This window comes from Agathobaculum massiliense (assembly GCF_900291975.1).
GTDB classification, from domain to species: domain Bacteria; phylum Bacillota; class Clostridia; order Oscillospirales; family Butyricicoccaceae; genus Agathobaculum; species Agathobaculum ammoniilyticum.
Genome location: NZ_OMPN01000001.1, coordinates 2175205 through 2190244, shown reverse-complemented (window position 1 = coordinate 2190244; position 15040 = coordinate 2175205). Strand labels below are relative to the sequence as shown.

Sequence of the window (15040 nt, the reverse complement as noted above, 5' to 3'; positions counted from 1 at the left end):
CCGCCCTCATGCCTGCGGCGTATAGGCTTCGATGCCGGTTTCCGCGAAGCTGACCATGCCATCGTACGCCGCCAGCGTCAGGTCGAGCAGGCTGACCGCTGCGACCGCGCCCGTCCCCTCGCCCAGCCGCAGGCCGGCCGCGATCATCGGCGTTTTCCCCAGCCGCTCCAGCAGGAGCTTTCCCGCCGGCTCCTCCGGCCGGTGCGCTGCGATCAGGTAATCGCCCGCCGCGGGACACAGCCGCACGGCGAGCAGCGCCGCCGCACACGAAATCACACCGTCCAGCACAGCGGGCAGGCCGCAGGCCGCCGCGCCGAGGTACAGCCCCGCCAGCCCCGCGATATCCAGCCCGCCGACCTTGTGCAGCACGTCCATCGGGTCGTCCGAATCCGGCCGGTGCAGGGCGAGCGCGGTCTGGATCACGCACACCTTGCGCGACAGGCCCGCGGAGGACAGACCCGCGCCACGTCCGGTGACCGTATACACATCCGCACCGGTGAGCGCGGCGGTCACGGCCGCGCTGGTCGTGGTATTGCCGATGCCCATTTCACCGCCGCACAGCAGGCGGTATCCGTCCGCCGCGCACTGCTCCGCCAGGCTGATGCCGGTCTCCACCGCGCGCACCGCCTCCTCCCGCGTCATGGCAGGCTGTTCCAGCAGGTCCGCCGTGCCGTACCGCACCTTGCGCCGCAGGATGCGGTCGCCCTGCACATCGCGCGCCACGCCGATATCGACGGGAAACGCATCCATGCCGATCCGCCGCGCCATCAGGCAGACGGTGGACTGCCCGCGCCCCATGTTTTCGGCCACCACGGCCGTGACCTCCTGCCCGCACTGGGTCACGCCCTCCGCGACCACGCCGTTATCCGCGCAGAACACCACCACGGCGCGCCGGCCGATTTCTGGCCGTGCCGTGCGCTGGATGCCCGCCAGCTGCACCACCGCCTCCTGCAGCAGCCCGAGGCTGCCGAGCGGCATAGCGATATCGGAAAAGCGGCGGCGCGCCGCGTCCATGCTCTCCCCGCACAGCGGCCTGACCAAAGCGATTGTTTGTTCCAGCGTCATCTCCTGTCCCTCCATTCTGCACATTTGCGCACAAAATTTTCCGCGACTGGGGCGGCCGCCCCGAAATACAGATGCGGAAAGCCCGCGTACAGCGTCTCCGACGCATGGATGCAGTCCCACGCGCGGCCGTTCGGCTTTTCCGCTCGGAACGCGTACCCTGCATCGTCCGACTGCGCATAGTGGAACTCGTGCGCGCGCAGGGTCTCCCCCGCGCAGCACAGCAGGTTGTCCCGCTGGGCGGTCAGCGTCACATAGCCGAACGGCTGGAGCTTCTCCGTCATGCGCGCGTCCGCATCCAGCACGCCGGCCATTGGACATCCGTTCAGCGTGCGGTGCAGGTACAAAAAGCCACCGCACTCCGCCACCGTGGGCAGGCCGCCCTGCACCGCCGCGCGGACGCTATCCCGCATGGTGCAGTTGGCGGCGAGCTTTGCCGCGTGCAGCTCGGGGTAACCCCCGCCGAGGTACAGGCCGTCGACCGCCCGGGGCAGCTTTTCATCCGTGAGCGGCGAGAATTCGATGAGCTCCGCACCGAGCGTGCGCAGGATGTCCAGATTTTCCGCATAATAAAAGCAGAACGCCCGGTCGCGCGCGACCGCGATGCGCACCGGCCTATCCACGGCTGGGACAGGCCGCGCGCTTTCCCCAGTGAGCGGCGGCGCAGAACGCGCGAGGGCCAGCAGCCCGTCGAGGTCAACCCCCTGTTCGGCCGCGTCCGCGAGGCGGTCGAGCTTGCCTTGCAGCCCGCTGACCTCGTCCGCGGCCAGCAGACCGAGATGGCGGCTCGGAACCACCGCTTCCGGCACGGGCGGCAGAAAGCCATAGACCCGCAGGCCCGCCTGCTCCGCAACCGCCCTGTAAAACGGGTACATCGCCTGTGATATCCCGTTCAGCAGCACGCCGCGCAGGGTGTTGGGCGCAAAGTCCCGAAAGCCCCGCAGCACCGCGGCCAGGGAAAGCGACTGCCCCCCCGGCCGCACGATGAGCACGGCGGGCGTATCGGTCGCGCGCGCGAGGTGCGCCGCCGAGGCGCGGTCGGTCGCGCCCGATCCGTCCAGCACGCCGTCATAAAAGCCCATGACACCCTCGATCACTCCCAGCCCGTCCGGCGGGGTGTGCCGCGCAAGCTGGCCACGCACCGCCGCCGCCTCTGCAAAAAACAGGTCGAGGTTGCGGCTCGGCACGCCGAGAGCGGCGGTGTGGAACATGGGGTCGATGTAATCCGGCCCGCACTTGAAGGCCGCGAGCGGCACGCCGCGCCGCTGGAACGCGCGCAGCAGCGCGCTGGTCACGGTGGTCTTGCCGCAGCCCGAGCCGGTACCCGCCAGCAGCAGGCGGGGCGCATTACTCTGCATGGCCGTCCCCTTTCCCCGACAGGATAAACACCGGATTGTTCGCAGTCATCATGGTATACGGTCCGACCACCCGGCCGCGCGCGGCGGCAAGCTGGACGACCTCGATCTCCGCGAAACCCAGCTCCGCCAGCGCGGCCTGCGCCGCGTGCAGCGTTTCCAGCGCGATGGCGTTGACTGCCACGCGCACGGCTGGATTCTTACGCTTTGCGGCTTGCAAAATGCACCGCATCGCGCCGCCGCTCCCGCCGACGAACACGCAGTCAGGCGCGGGCAAGGCTTCGAGCGCCGCCGGCGCCGCGCCATCGATAATGCGCACATTATACCCGCCGAGCCTGCGGCGGTTTTCCCCGAGCAGCTTTACCGCGTCCGCGCTCCGCTCGACCGCATACACCAGCCCGTCGGACGCACGCCGCGCCAGCTCAAGCGTTACCGCGCCCGTGCCTGCGCCCACGTCCCACACGGTGTCGCGCGGCTGCACCGCGAGCTTGGATACGGACACCCAGCGCACCTCCTCCTTGGTCATGGGTACGTCCCCGCGTGCCAGCATCGCGTCACGCACCGGCTCGCGGGCGTTTGCCGCGTCCGGATGCTCGATCAGCAGCACGGCCAGGCCGCCGCAGGGCTTGCCCGCCAGCACCGCCGCCGCGCCGGTCTCGATGCGCTCGTCCGCCGCGCCGAGGTTTTCGCCCAGGTGTACGGTCAGGCCGCCCAGATCCGCGTCCGCGAGCGTCTGGCACACGATAGGCGCGGCCTGCGCGCCTCCCGTAAGCACAAAGGTCCTTTTGTGGTAGCTCACCGCGCCGAGGATGCTGCCCGCGCGGCCGTGCAGGCTGCGCACACACACATTGTCATACGGCGCGCCCAGCTTTGCGCAGAAATACTGCAGGCTGGACAGGCCGGGTACCAGCTGCACCGTGCCGTGCGGCGCAAGCTGTCCGCGCAGCCGTGCGGCTGCGCTGAAAAAGCCCACGTCGCCCGACACCAGCACGGCAGCGGTCTGCGCACCCGCCGCAACAGCCTGCGCCGCCAGCCGGTCGAATGGACAGACCGCCGCGCGGCCGCACACCGCCGCCAGCCGTGCGGTAGCGAACACCGTATCGGATGCGTCAAGCACGCGTCGGGCTTCGCCGGTCAGCCCGTCCGGCGCGCCCATCCCCACGCCGACAATATAGAATGTGCGGGACATAAAACACCTCTTTGCAACCGGAGTGTTGGAACGTCTTTTCGTATAGGATGCTTTTGAAGCCCTCTATGCGAGCGCAGCAATACTCTCCTCCACCGCCTGCACCGTGCAGGCCAGGTCGTTCTGTGTGTGCGCCGAGGAAACGAACATGGCTTCGAACTGGCTGGGCGCAAGATACACCCCTCGCAATAACATCTCATTAAAATACTTTGCGTATAATTTTGTGTTGCTTTCCTGAGCGGCGGCAAAGCAGTCCACCGGCTGTTCTGTAAAATACGGACACAACAGCGAACCGATCTGGTTGACCTGCAGAGCCACGCCATGCCTTTTCGCGCTCTCGCGCAGGTGGTTGGCGATATACCGTGCCCCGGTCTCCATCACCGTGTACACCTCGGGATGGTCGGCCAATATCGTAAGCTGCGCCAGCCCCGCCGCCATCGCGACAGGATTGCCGGACAGCGTACCCGCCTGATACACCGGCCCGCAGGGCGCGACCTGCTCCATCAGCGCGCGGCTGCCCGCGTATGCGCCGACCGGCATGCCGCCGCCGATAATCTTGCCGAACGTAACCAAGTCGGCGCGCACGCCAAAATATTCCTGCGCGCCGCCCGCCGCCAGTCGGAAGCCGGTGATGACCTCGTCAAAAATGAGCAGGCTGCCGTGCTTGTCGCACAGGCGGCGCAGTCCCTGCAAAAAGCCGTCCTTCGGCGGGACGACGCCCATATTCGCCGCGACCGGCTCGACAATCACCGCCGCGACCTGATTCGGGTTGGCATCCAGCAGGCGCTCGACCGAGGCAAGGTCGTTGTACTGCGCCATCAGCGTATCCTGCGCCGCGCCGCGCGTGACTCCCCTGGAATCCGGCTCGCCCTGCGTGAGCGCGCCGCTGCCCGCGCCGACCAGCATCGCGTCTGAATGGCCGTGGTAGCAGCCCTCAAACTTGATCAGCTTGTCCCGTCCAGTCGCGCCGCGCGCCAGACGCACCGCGCTCATCACCGCCTCGGTGCCGCTGTTGACCATGCGCACCATCTCGATGTGCGGCACCATCCCAATCATCTTTTCGGCCATCTCTACCTCGAGGGCGGTCGGCGCGCCGAAGGACAGTCCGCACACCATGCGGTCGTACACCGCTTTCAAAATATCCGGATGGCTGTGGCCGAGCACCATCGGCCCCCAGGAGCCGACATAGTCAATATATTCCAGCCCGTCCTCGTCCAGCACGTGACTGCCCAGGCCCTTGACGATAAAGCGCGGCCTGCCGCCCACCGCGCGGAACGCGCGCACAGGCGAGTTGACCCCGCCGGGCAGCACCTTTTGCGCGCGTTCAAACCATTCCTCCGATCTGGTCATCAGCCGATATCCCCTTTCCGGATCGCGTCCGCCAGCTCGGGCGCATAGTAGGTGATCAGGATGTCCGCGCCCGCGCGGTAGATGCACACCGCGCTCTCGCACATCACGCCGTATTCGTCGATCAGGTCGGCCTTTGCCGCCGCTTTTATCATCGCGTATTCGCCGGACACCTGATACGCCGCAACCGGCAGGTCGAACCGCTGCCTGCACCGGTACATCAGGTCGAGATAAGGCATGGCGGGCTTGATCATCAGGATATCCGCGCCCTCGGCCGCATCGAGCGCGCATTCGCGCATGGCCTCGCGGCCGTTGTGCGGGTCCATCTGGTAGGAGCGCCGGTCGCCGAACGCAGGCGCGGAGCCTGCCGCCTCCCGAAACGGCCCGTAAAAGGACGACGCGTATTTGGCGGCATAGGACATGATGGGTACATGGATAAAGCCGTTCTCATCCAGCGCCCTGCGGATGGCCGCGACGCGGCCGTCCATCATGTCGCTCGGCGCGACCATGTCCGCGCCCGCGCGCACATGGCTGACCGCTGTTTTCGCCAATACCTCGAGCGTTTTGTCATTGTCCACGTCATGACCGCACAGGATGCCGCAATGCCCGTGCGAGGTATACTCGCACATGCACACGTCGGTGACGATATACATTTCAGGGGCGAGCGCCTTGATTTTGCGAATGCCCTGCTGGACCACGCCGTTTTCATCCCACGCGGACGAGCCGCGCTCATCCTTATGCGCGGGCAGGCCGAACAGGATGACGCGGGACACGCCGTGCGCGTGCGCCCGCTCGACCATGCGCCCAAGCTGGTCGGGCGAATAGTGGTACTGGCCGGGCAGGGATGGGATCTCCTCATAAACGCCCTCCCCTTCGATCACGAACACCGGCCAGATCAGGCTTTCGGGGGAAATGCGCGTTTCGCGCACCAGCCGGCGCAGGTTATCCGACGCGCGCAGGCGGCGAGGGCGGATGGTTTGGTCAAACATATTCTTATACTCCCTCCAATAAACAGGCGATCATATCCTCTATCGTCGCGTTTGCCGCGACTTTTACGTTCATCCCATATCGGCGGGCGGCCTGTGCGGTCTGCCCGCCGATGCACAGCGCGGTAAAGCCGGCGCAGCCCGCCGCACCCACCGCCTGCACGAAGCCCTCGACCGTGGACGCGCTGGTAAAGGTCACAACGTCCGCCGCGCCCTGTTCCAGCAGGGCGCGTATGGCATCCGCCTTCTCACAGCGGTACACGGTGTCGTACAGCGGCACGTCGGTCACGCGCACGCCCGCGGCGGCGAGCTTTTCGGGCAGCAGACGCCCGCCCTGCGCCGCGCGTAGCAGCAGCGCCGCGCCGCCCTGCGGCATCGCACTGATCAACGCGTCCGCGAGATGCGCCCCGTCGTACTGCCTGGGGAGGAGGTCAGCGGTCAGACCACAGTCCGCGAGCGCGTCCGCCGTGCCGCGGCCGATAGCGGCCAGCTTCATCCCGTACAGCGCGCGCAGGTCGCGTCCGAGCGCGCGCAGCGCGTGTACCGCCGCCTGCACGCCCGCCGGACTGGTGAACACCGCCCAGTCGTGGCGCTGGTCGAGCGCATCCGCCAGCGGCCGCGTGTCCGTGCGCTCGACCGTCTCGATGCACGGCGCTTCGGTCACCTCCGCCCCTAGCGCGCGCAGGCGCGCGGCGAGCGTTCCCGCCCGCCCGCGCGGCCGAGTCACGACCACGGTCTTCCCGTGCAGCGGCAGGGACGTGAACCAGTCGAGCGTATCGCTCAGGCCGCACACCCTGCCCACGACGATGAGCGCTGGGCTGCGAAGCCCCGCCGCGCGCACTCGGTCCGCCAAGCCGGCGATCGTCGCCACCACCTTACGCTGGGTGCCGCGCGCGCCATTTTCAATTACGGCGGCGGGCATATCAGGCGCGATGCCGGCGGTCAGCAGGCCATCCGTCACCTGTTCGAGCGCGGACAGTCCCATGAGAAAGACCAGCGTACCGTCCAGCCGCACCAGGCTCGCAAAGTCAATTTTGAGCGCCCTGCCCGCGCGCGCATGCGCGGTGACGATATGCACGGACGAGCAGCAATCGCGGTGCGTGACCGGAATGCCTGCAAACGCGGGCGCGGCGAACGCGCTCGTCACCCCTGGAATCACACGGAACGGCACGCCGTTTTCCCGCAGGTATTCGCACTCCTCGCCGCCGCGGCCGAACAGGTAGCAATCCCCGCCCTTGAGCCGCACAACGGTTTTGCCCTGCCGCGCCAGACATACCAGTATCTCGTTGATCTGATCCTGCGGCACGGGATGCCGCCCGCTCTCCTTGCCCACGTCCACGCGCACGGCGTGCAGCGGGAGCAGGTCGAGCACGCTCCCGTCCACCAGCCGGTCGTATACGACCGCGTCCGCCTGGGCGATCGCTTCCGCGCCCGCAAGCGTGAGCAGCCCACGCCCGCCCGGACCCGCGCCAACCAGCGTTACTGTTCCTGTCATAGCGCTCCCTCCGCCTGTGTCCGAAGCTGCAGGGCGAGAGAGCGGCCGAGCGACGCGGCCTGCTCCCGCCGCCCTGTGACCGCACCGCGCACCACGGTCCGCTCGTCCGCAGTGACATACAGCCCGTGCAGATGGAGATACGCCCCTTCGGCCTCGGCATATGCCGCCACCGGCGCGAAGCATCCCCCGCCGAGCGTGCGGATGAACGCCCGTTCGGCCAGCGCGCAAACGCGCGCGTCCGCGTCGTCCAGCAGGCGCGCCGCGCCCTCCAACTCCCCCGCGCGGCCCTGCACGGCCAGAATACCCTGCCCTGCCGCGGGCAGCAGCTCGTCCGGTGAAAAATACCGCGTGATGCGGTCCTGCAGCCCCAGACGATGCAGCCCCGCCGCAGCAAGCACGAGCGCGCCGTATTCGCCGCTGTCGAGCTTTTGCAGCCGCGTTTGCACGTTGCCGCGCACCGGCCTGACCGCGATCTCTGGAAACAGCGCCGCAAGCTGCACGCGCCGCCGCGCCGATGCACAGCCGATGGGCTTTGTTTTGTCCCACGCGCCGCTCTGCGGCAGCACCAGCGCGTCCCGCGCGTCCGCGCGGCGGGTATACGCGACCAGCGGTAACCCCGCCGGCTGTTCCATCGGCACATCCTTCAGGCTGTGTACCGCCAGGTCGATGCGCCCCTGGGCCAGCGCGCAGTCAAGCTCCTTGACGAACAGCCCCTTGCCGCCCACCTGGTCGAGCGTTTTATCCATGATCCTGTCGCCCGTGGTCTTCATGGTAATCAGCTTGCAGTCCCCAAGCGCACGGCAGACCTCCTCGGCCTGCACGACCGCGAGGCGGCTGTCACGGCTTCCTACTTTAATCATCAAATTCCTCCAATACCGCGCGGATGCGCTTTGCCGCCGCAGCCGTTTTGCCGTGCGCCGAGCCGTCCGACACCACGCCCACGGTCAGCCCGCCGCCCTCGCAGACGGCGGGAAAGAAAAAGGTGGACGCCGCCGCGCAGTCGGCCACGCTGCACGGGATATCCCGTGCAGCGCAGTCCCGCGCGATGCGGCGGTTGACCGTCCGGTCGTCCGTCGCCGCGACTGCCAGAAAAGCCCCCGAAAGATCGCTTTTCTCATAGCCGCGGCAGTGGGTCAGGCCCACGCACGCCCTGTCCTCGGGCGCGACGGTGACGACCCGCGCGCCGAACCGCCTGAGGACGCCGATGCGCCGCGCGGCGATCCTGCCCGCGCCGAACACCACGCAGGTTTTGCCCGCAAGCGATACGAACAGCGGAAAGCGAGGCAGGCTCTCCCTCTGCGCCCGAGCTGGTCCTGCCAGCCCGAGCTTGCCCGCCAGATACGCCTGCATCTCCTCCAGCGTACGGCCGTTTTCCGCGCACGGGCGCGCCACGACCAGCACAGTCACACCGGTTTCGCGCGCGGCAGACAGCTTTTCCGCGAACCCGCCGGACGCGCCGGTATCCTTGGTGACCAGGATGGTCGCGCCGGTCTGCCGCAGCAGGGCGGCGTTCATCTCCCGCGAAAACGGCCCCTGCATGGCGATGATGTGCGCGCCCGCAAAGCCGAGCGCCGCGCATTTTTCCAGCACCGGCACGCTGGGCAGCACGCGCGGATACAGGCGCTCCCGCCAGCCCTCGACCGCAGTGTACGCTTCCAGCTCCTTGCTGCCGGTGGTCAGCAGCACCTTGCCCGGGTGCGCGTTCAGCCAAGCGACCGCCGCCGCCGTATCGGGTACGGCGGCCACGCCCGCCGCGTCCAGCGCGGGGCGGAGCAGGCGCTCATACTGCGCGCCGGTCCTGGCGCACGCCGCACGCAGATTATCGGTCACGGCGGCGGCGTAAGGGTGCGTCGCGTCCACCAGCAGCGTTTCCGCGTCCACCAGCGCCGCGATCCCGTCCGCGTCCAGCCGCCCCTCGTGCACGGCAACGCCGGGCATCGGCTCCATGACCGCCGCGCCGTATTCGGTGGCAACGTATACGTCCGCCACCGCGCCGCGCGCAGACAGGAAACGGCAGAGCGCATGCCCCTCGCTCGTGCCGGAAAAAACGACCAGCCTCATACGCCCCGATACCCCCGCGGTGTGACCATACGGCCGTTCACCACGCGCGTGCGGCTGTTGCCGATGAGCACCGTGGTCAGCATATCGGCCGCGGTGTCCCGCAGCGCGCCCAGCGTGGTCAGCGTATGGCTTTCGCCCACGCGGCCGACGCTGCGCGCCAGCCCGCACACGGTTTCCGGCGGCAGGGTCTCGAGCAGGATATCGCAGGCGCGGCGCAGATGGCTGGTGCGCGTTTTGCTGCCGGGGTTATAAAGCGCGATGCAAAAATCGCCCGCCGCCGCGCCGCGCAGCCGCTTTTCAATGACCTCCCACGGGGTGAGCAGGTCGGAGAGCGACACGCATGCAAAGTCGCCGGTCAGCGGCGCGCCCAGCGCCGCGCCGCCCGCGCAGGCCGCCGTGACGCCGGGGATAATCTCGACCTCGATCGCCGGATCGTCCCCGCACACCTCGAGCAACAGGCCGGCCATCCCATACACGCCCGCGTCTCCGGACGAGACGACCGCGACCGTCCTGCCCGCCCGCGCCGCGTCGCGCGCCGCAGTGCAGCGGTCGACCTCCTTTGTCATGCCGGTCTGGATGCGCTCCTTGCCCTCGATCAACTCCGCAATCAGGTCGAGGTACAGCCCATAGCCCGCCACGCAGTCGCACTTCTCCAGCGCGCGCGCAGCGCGCAGCGTCATCTGCTCCACGCCGCCCGGCCCAATCCCGATACAATACAGCTTCATCTGCCGCTCCCCTTTCTGATATGCGCTAGGCACGCCCGCATGGCTTCGGCGTCCACCTTATCCTTCATACCGCCCAGCATCAGGTCGACGGTCTTGTTCACCGCCAGCTCGGCCAAGCCGTCCATATCTCCGTCCGCGTACAGGGCGCCGTAGGCGTGGTCGAAGCGCAGGCGGTCGAGCGCGGTATCCTTGACCGCGGCAATCAGGGGCAGCGCCTGCCGGTAGGCATGCCACTCGTAAAACGCCCGCTCCTCTTCCTCCAGGATACGCGCGGCAGCAGCACGTGCCGCCGCGTTATGGTCTCCCAAGTCGCCCAAATCATCCAGATTGAGCAGCGTCACGCGCCCGTCCTGTCCCACCGCCTGCTCGATATCGCGCGGCATGGCCAAGTCGAGCAGCAGGCGCGGCGGCTGAGCCATCGCCGCCACCTGCACGGCGGTCAGGGTGAAATGCGGGCTTGCCGTTGCGCTCACTGCGAGGTCCGTGCCCTCGAGCGCCTCGCACCGCGCGTCATACGGCCAGGTGTCGCAACCCGCGGGGACGACGGTTTCGCCGTGGCGGTAGCTGCGCAGCGTCACCGTCACCGCGCAGCCGCGCGCACGCAGCGCGGCCGCGGCCAGCCGGCCGATCTCCCCATTGCCGATCACGACCGCGCGCCGGCCCGCGAGCGAGCCGAAAAAACCTTCCGCGCACCGCGCGCCGGCCTCTGCCGCGGACACGGGTACGCCGGTGAGCCGTGTCTCCGCGCGCACACGCTTGCCCGCCGTGACAGCGTGCCGGAACAGGGTGTCCAGCACGCTGTCCGCGGTTCGCGCTTCGCGCGCGAGCGCCGCCGCATCCCGCACCTGGGAGATAATCTGATCGTCGCCGAAGATCTGGCTTTCCAGCCCCGCCGCGACCGAAAACAGGTGGCGCGCCGCATCCCGTCCCGTGCGGGAAACGCTCAGCGGACGGTACGCCGCCGCGTCAAAGCCCGCCGCGCGCGCCAGCACCGCCAGCGGGTCGGGCGGGGTGCCGGCCGCCCCGTGCAGGTACAGCTCGGTGCGGTTGCAGGTCGCGAGCAGCACGCAGCCCGCTACGCCCTCCGCCGCCGCGATGCATGGCAAAAGCGCCTGCACCCGACCGCGTACAAACGACACCCTCTCCCGTTTTTCGATCGGCGCATGAACAAAGTCAATGCCCGCCATCCTCAGCTCCACAACAGCAGTCCTCCCCATCTCGTCTTATCCGTCAAACCGCGCGCGCCACGACCGCTCCGCAAGCGCCACAGCCACGCCGTCCCGCGCGGTCTTGCGGCACAGCAGTCGTCCGCCGCCTGTCGCGCACACCGCCGCCCGCTCGCACACGTTATCCACACCCACGGCCTGCTCGACAAAGGCGGACGGGGTAAAGTCCCCCGTCGTCCGCCGCAGCTTTTCTGCGGAAAAGAACGCAAGCGACAGGCCGTTCTGTACGCCGAACAGCAGCAGTCCCGGCTCGTCCCGTTTCACGTCGATGCTCGCCGCGCCGCATACCGCGCCGCGCGGCACGCCCGCCGCGCCCAGCGCCGCCCGCACCGCCGCCTCGATCCGTTCCACGGGCGTCCCCCGCCGGCAGCCGATGCCGATATGCACAAGGCGCGGTACCAAGTGCAGGGTATGCGCGAACGGCGCGGCCTTTGTGTCGTAGCTGATCGCGAAGCCGCTCTCCGCGTCGGCCTGCAGGCTGATGTGCGCGGGCAGCCGCCCGTCCACCGGAAAATCCGACCGCACGCCCACCGTCTCGCCGCGCAGCAGCGCGCCGGACACATATTTAATTTGCTGCGGGTCCACCACCACACAGCCGTGCGCCCTGGCCCAGGTATCCACCGCGAACACCTCGCGCCCGTCGGTCGCGGTGGTGATGACCGCCTGCGCGCCAAGGCCGTCCGCCAGGCGCTCTGCTATCGCGTTCGCACCGCCGAGGTGGCCGGACAGGAGCGGGATGACGAACCTTCCCGCCTCGTCGATCACGATGACCGCCGGATCGTACGCTTTTCCCATCAGATACGGCGCGACCGCGCGCACCGCGATGCCCGCCGCGCCCACGAATACAATCAGGTCGCAGTCCACCATCGCCTGCTGCGCAAAGCGCGCAAGGCTCGTGCCGGACAGCGAAAGGTCTACCGTGCGGGCATACCGCTCGCAGCGGAAATCCGGCAGGAACGCCGCGCACCGCGCCGCGGTCTGCGCCCCGGCGGCGGTAAAGGACACCAGCTTCGCGTGCTTCATCGGCTCGCCTCGCGGAAGCCGGTGGCGAACGACGGATCGTACAGCCGAGAGCGATCGTACTCCTCCCCCAGAAAGCCGCCGACCGTGATGAGCGCGGTTTTGGTGATGCCCGCGCGCGCGCCGGCCTCGGCCAGCCCCGCCACCGTGGTGTGGACGATCCTCTCATCCGGCCAGGTCGCCTTGTAGACGATCGCCGCCGGCGTGTCGGGCGCGTAGCCGCCCGCGAGCAGCCGCTGGGACAGCTTTTCGAGCTGCCCCGCCGATAGGAAAACCACCATGGTCGCGCCATGCGCGGCAAGGGCTTCGATCCGCTCGCTTTCCGGCACGGGCGTGCGCCCTTCCATGCGGGTCAGGATAACCGTCTGGCTGACGTTCGGCAGGGTGTACTCGGCGCGGAGCGCCGCCGCCGCGCCGCAGAACGAGGATACGCCTGGGCAGACTTCATAGTCCAGCCCCAGGCGGTCGAGCGCGTCCATCTGCTCGCGGTGCGCGCCGTACACGCACGGGTCGCCCGTGTGCAGACGCACGACGGTCTGGCCCGCCCGCGCCGCGGGCGCCATCACCGCGATTACCTCCTCGAGCGTCATCCTCGCGCTGTCGTACACCGCGCAGCCCCGCTTTTTATAGTCCAGCAGCGCGGGGTTGACCAGCGAGCCGGCATAAACGATGACATCCGCCTCGCCCAGCAGGCGCGCGCCGCGCACGGTGATCAGGTCGGGCGCGCCCGCGCCCGCGCCGACAAAATAGATCATGCCTTATCCTCCTTGACCAGAATAATGGAAAAATATCCGGTCGGGTCGTCCAGCGTATCCAGCTCGGACACGATGCGTTCGCCTTTCATGCCGCACCGCTCAACGAGCGCGGCGTTCTGTAGCACGCCGCGCTCGGCCAGCCTGTCGCGCACCTCGAGTATAGCCTTTCCCGCCTTCATCAGCACTTTGCCGCCCGGCAGGTCGAGCGCCGCGTCCAACGCGCCGTGCGACGCGGGAATGATGTGCAGCATCTCGTCGTCCTCGCACAGCGCGCGGCCGAGCGCGGCCGCCGCCGCACAGAACGAGGGGACGCCGGGTACCATTTCCACCGCGTACCCCCGCGCGGCGACGCGCCGGTGGACATACCAGCAGGTTGAGTACACAGACGGGTCGCCCAAGGTGAGGAACGCAACCGTTTTTCCCTCATCCAGCAAAGCGCAGATGGTGTCCGCGGCACGATCATGGCTGGCGTCCCGAGCCGCGCGGTCGCGCGTCATCGGCATATCGCAGTGAAGCACCGGCTTGTCCCCGATATACTCTGCCGCGATCGCCAGCGCGGCCTGCTCGCCCGCACCCGCCTGCGGCACAGCCACCACGTCGCTTTCCTGAATCACGCGCACCGCTTTGACAGTCAGCAGTTCGGGGTTCCCCGGCCCCACACCCACGCCGTACAGCTTTCCTTTGCTCATACATCCTCCCTCAGCTTCCCGCACAGGCGCCGCGCGTCCGGCGATTCCGCCAGCACGCCGTACTGTCCTGTAAACATGATAAACGCCCCATGCGCCCGCTGTTTCAGCCGACGCGCGAGCCGTTCCTCCATCGCTTTTCCAATGCGGGCGAGCACCGGCTCTCGCAGGCCGGCCTTGTCCAGCGCCGCAACGCACGCATCCACCGAGACCGCCTCCATCAGCGCCGCGAGCGTATCCTGTCCCGCCCCGCACAGCGCCGCGTGCGCGGTGAAGATCTCCTGCCGCCCGTCCGCGACCGAGGAGTGGGTGTTCATCCCTCCGGCCGCCAGCTTGACCAGCTTTCCCGCATGGCCGACCAGCAGGATATCCGGATAGCCGCGGTAAACCGCGTGGTCGAGCGCCTCCCCGATAAAATTTGAGCATTTGACCGCGCGCCCCAGCTCCAGGCCCAACGTGTCCCGCGCGAAATCCGCGCCGTAGTTTCCCGGACACAGGAACGCGATGCGCTGTCCCTGCGCGTACAGGCTGTCCAGCTCAAGCCGGATGGTATCGACCAGCGCCTTTTCGCTCATGGGTTCCACGATGCCACTCGTACCCAGAATGGAGATGCCACCCACCACGCCCAGATGCCTGTTGTAGGTCTGTTCTGCTAGCGCCGCGCCGTTTTCTGCAGAAAGGATAACCGAAAAGCCGCCCGCATAACCCGCTTCCCGCGCAGCTCGGGCGACCGCCGCCGCGATCTGCGCGCGCGGCCCCGGGTTGATCGCCGCCTCGCCTACCGGCACGGAAAGGCCGGGCTTTGTCACCCGTCCCACGCCCGCGCCGCCGTCAATCGTGACGCCGCCAGCCGCGCGGCGCACCGCCGCTGAAATACGCACGCCATTGGTAACGTCAGGGTCGTCGCCCGCGTCCTTGCGCACCGTGCAGACCGCCGCGCCACCTTCCAGATGCGGCCCCTCTACCGGCAGGGAAAACAACACTCCCCCCGGCGTTTCCAGCCGGATCACAGCGGGCGCCCGCCCTGTCAGCAGCAGCAGCGCAGCCGCCTGCGCGGCCGCCGCTGCGCAGGAGCCGGTCGTCCAGCCGCGCCGCAACGCCTGCCCACCGCTGTACGCTATGGTATTTCCCCGCAC

14 protein-coding genes are annotated in these 15040 nt (G+C 68.4%); all 14 read right to left on the bottom strand.

What is annotated here, in order from left to right; genetic code table 11:
• Window positions 1-6 precede the first annotated feature (6 nt).
• Window positions 7-1065 carry a nicotinate-nucleotide--dimethylbenzimidazole phosphoribosyltransferase gene (cobT, locus tag DBQ51_RS11185; RefSeq protein ID WP_107631604.1) on the bottom strand — a complete coding sequence of 353 codons (1059 nt, stop codon included), beginning with the start codon at window positions 1063-1065 and terminating at the stop codon, window positions 7-9.
• Window positions 1062-2420 (bottom strand): cobyrinate a,c-diamide synthase, encoded by a 1359-nt coding sequence (locus tag DBQ51_RS11180; protein ID WP_107631603.1) that lies wholly within the window; start codon window positions 2418-2420, stop codon window positions 1062-1064. The genes cobT and DBQ51_RS11180 overlap by 4 nt, the downstream gene beginning before the upstream one ends.
• Window positions 2410-3606 (bottom strand): precorrin-6Y C5,15-methyltransferase (decarboxylating) subunit CbiT, encoded by a 1197-nt coding sequence (gene cbiT / locus DBQ51_RS11175; protein WP_107631602.1) that lies wholly within the window; start codon window positions 3604-3606, stop codon window positions 2410-2412. Before cbiT ends, DBQ51_RS11180 begins: the two co-directional genes overlap by 11 nt.
• Before the next feature lie 63 nt (window positions 3607-3669).
• Window positions 3670-4953 carry a glutamate-1-semialdehyde 2,1-aminomutase gene (gene hemL / locus DBQ51_RS11170; RefSeq protein WP_107631601.1) on the bottom strand — a complete coding sequence of 428 codons (1284 nt, stop codon included), beginning with the start codon at window positions 4951-4953 and terminating at the stop codon, window positions 3670-3672.
• Window positions 4953-5939: a porphobilinogen synthase gene (hemB, locus tag DBQ51_RS11165; RefSeq protein ID WP_054326992.1), complete on the bottom strand. Its 987-nt coding sequence runs from the start codon at window positions 5937-5939 to the stop codon at window positions 4953-4955. Before hemB ends, hemL begins: the two co-directional genes overlap by 1 nt.
• Before the next feature lie 4 nt (window positions 5940-5943).
• Window positions 5944-7431, bottom strand: a complete 1488-nt coding sequence (gene cobA, locus DBQ51_RS11160; RefSeq protein ID WP_054326993.1) for a uroporphyrinogen-III C-methyltransferase — start codon at window positions 7429-7431, stop codon at window positions 5944-5946.
• Window positions 7428-8291, bottom strand: coding sequence for a hydroxymethylbilane synthase (gene hemC, locus DBQ51_RS11155; protein ID WP_107631600.1), 864 nt, complete (start codon window positions 8289-8291; stop codon window positions 7428-7430). The genes cobA and hemC overlap by 4 nt, the downstream gene beginning before the upstream one ends.
• The gene (gene cobK, locus DBQ51_RS11150; RefSeq protein ID WP_107631599.1) at window positions 8284-9492 is read right to left on the bottom strand and encodes a precorrin-6A reductase; all 1209 of its coding nucleotides are present in this window, start codon (window positions 9490-9492) and stop codon (window positions 8284-8286) included. Before cobK ends, hemC begins: the two co-directional genes overlap by 8 nt.
• Entirely contained in the window at window positions 9489-10217 is a 729-nt protein-coding gene (gene cobJ / locus DBQ51_RS11145) for a precorrin-3B C(17)-methyltransferase (protein WP_054326996.1), read from the bottom strand. Before cobJ ends, cobK begins: the two co-directional genes overlap by 4 nt.
• Entirely contained in the window at window positions 10214-11416 is a 1203-nt protein-coding gene (hemA, locus tag DBQ51_RS11140) for a glutamyl-tRNA reductase (RefSeq protein WP_054326997.1), read from the bottom strand. The genes cobJ and hemA overlap by 4 nt, the downstream gene beginning before the upstream one ends.
• A 24-nt stretch (window positions 11417-11440) precedes the next feature.
• Window positions 11441-12466, bottom strand: coding sequence for a cobalt-precorrin 5A hydrolase (locus DBQ51_RS11135; RefSeq protein WP_107631598.1), 1026 nt, complete (start codon window positions 12464-12466; stop codon window positions 11441-11443).
• Entirely contained in the window at window positions 12463-13218 is a 756-nt protein-coding gene (cobM, locus tag DBQ51_RS11130; RefSeq protein WP_054326999.1) for a precorrin-4 C(11)-methyltransferase, read from the bottom strand. Before cobM ends, DBQ51_RS11135 begins: the two co-directional genes overlap by 4 nt.
• On the bottom strand, window positions 13215-13907 hold the full coding sequence (gene cobI, locus DBQ51_RS11125) for a precorrin-2 C(20)-methyltransferase (protein WP_054327000.1): 693 nt from the start codon (window positions 13905-13907) through the stop codon (window positions 13215-13217). Before cobI ends, cobM begins: the two co-directional genes overlap by 4 nt.
• Entirely contained in the window at window positions 13904-15040 is a 1137-nt protein-coding gene (gene cbiD / locus DBQ51_RS11120) for a cobalt-precorrin-5B (C(1))-methyltransferase CbiD (protein WP_242977907.1), read from the bottom strand. Before cbiD ends, cobI begins: the two co-directional genes overlap by 4 nt.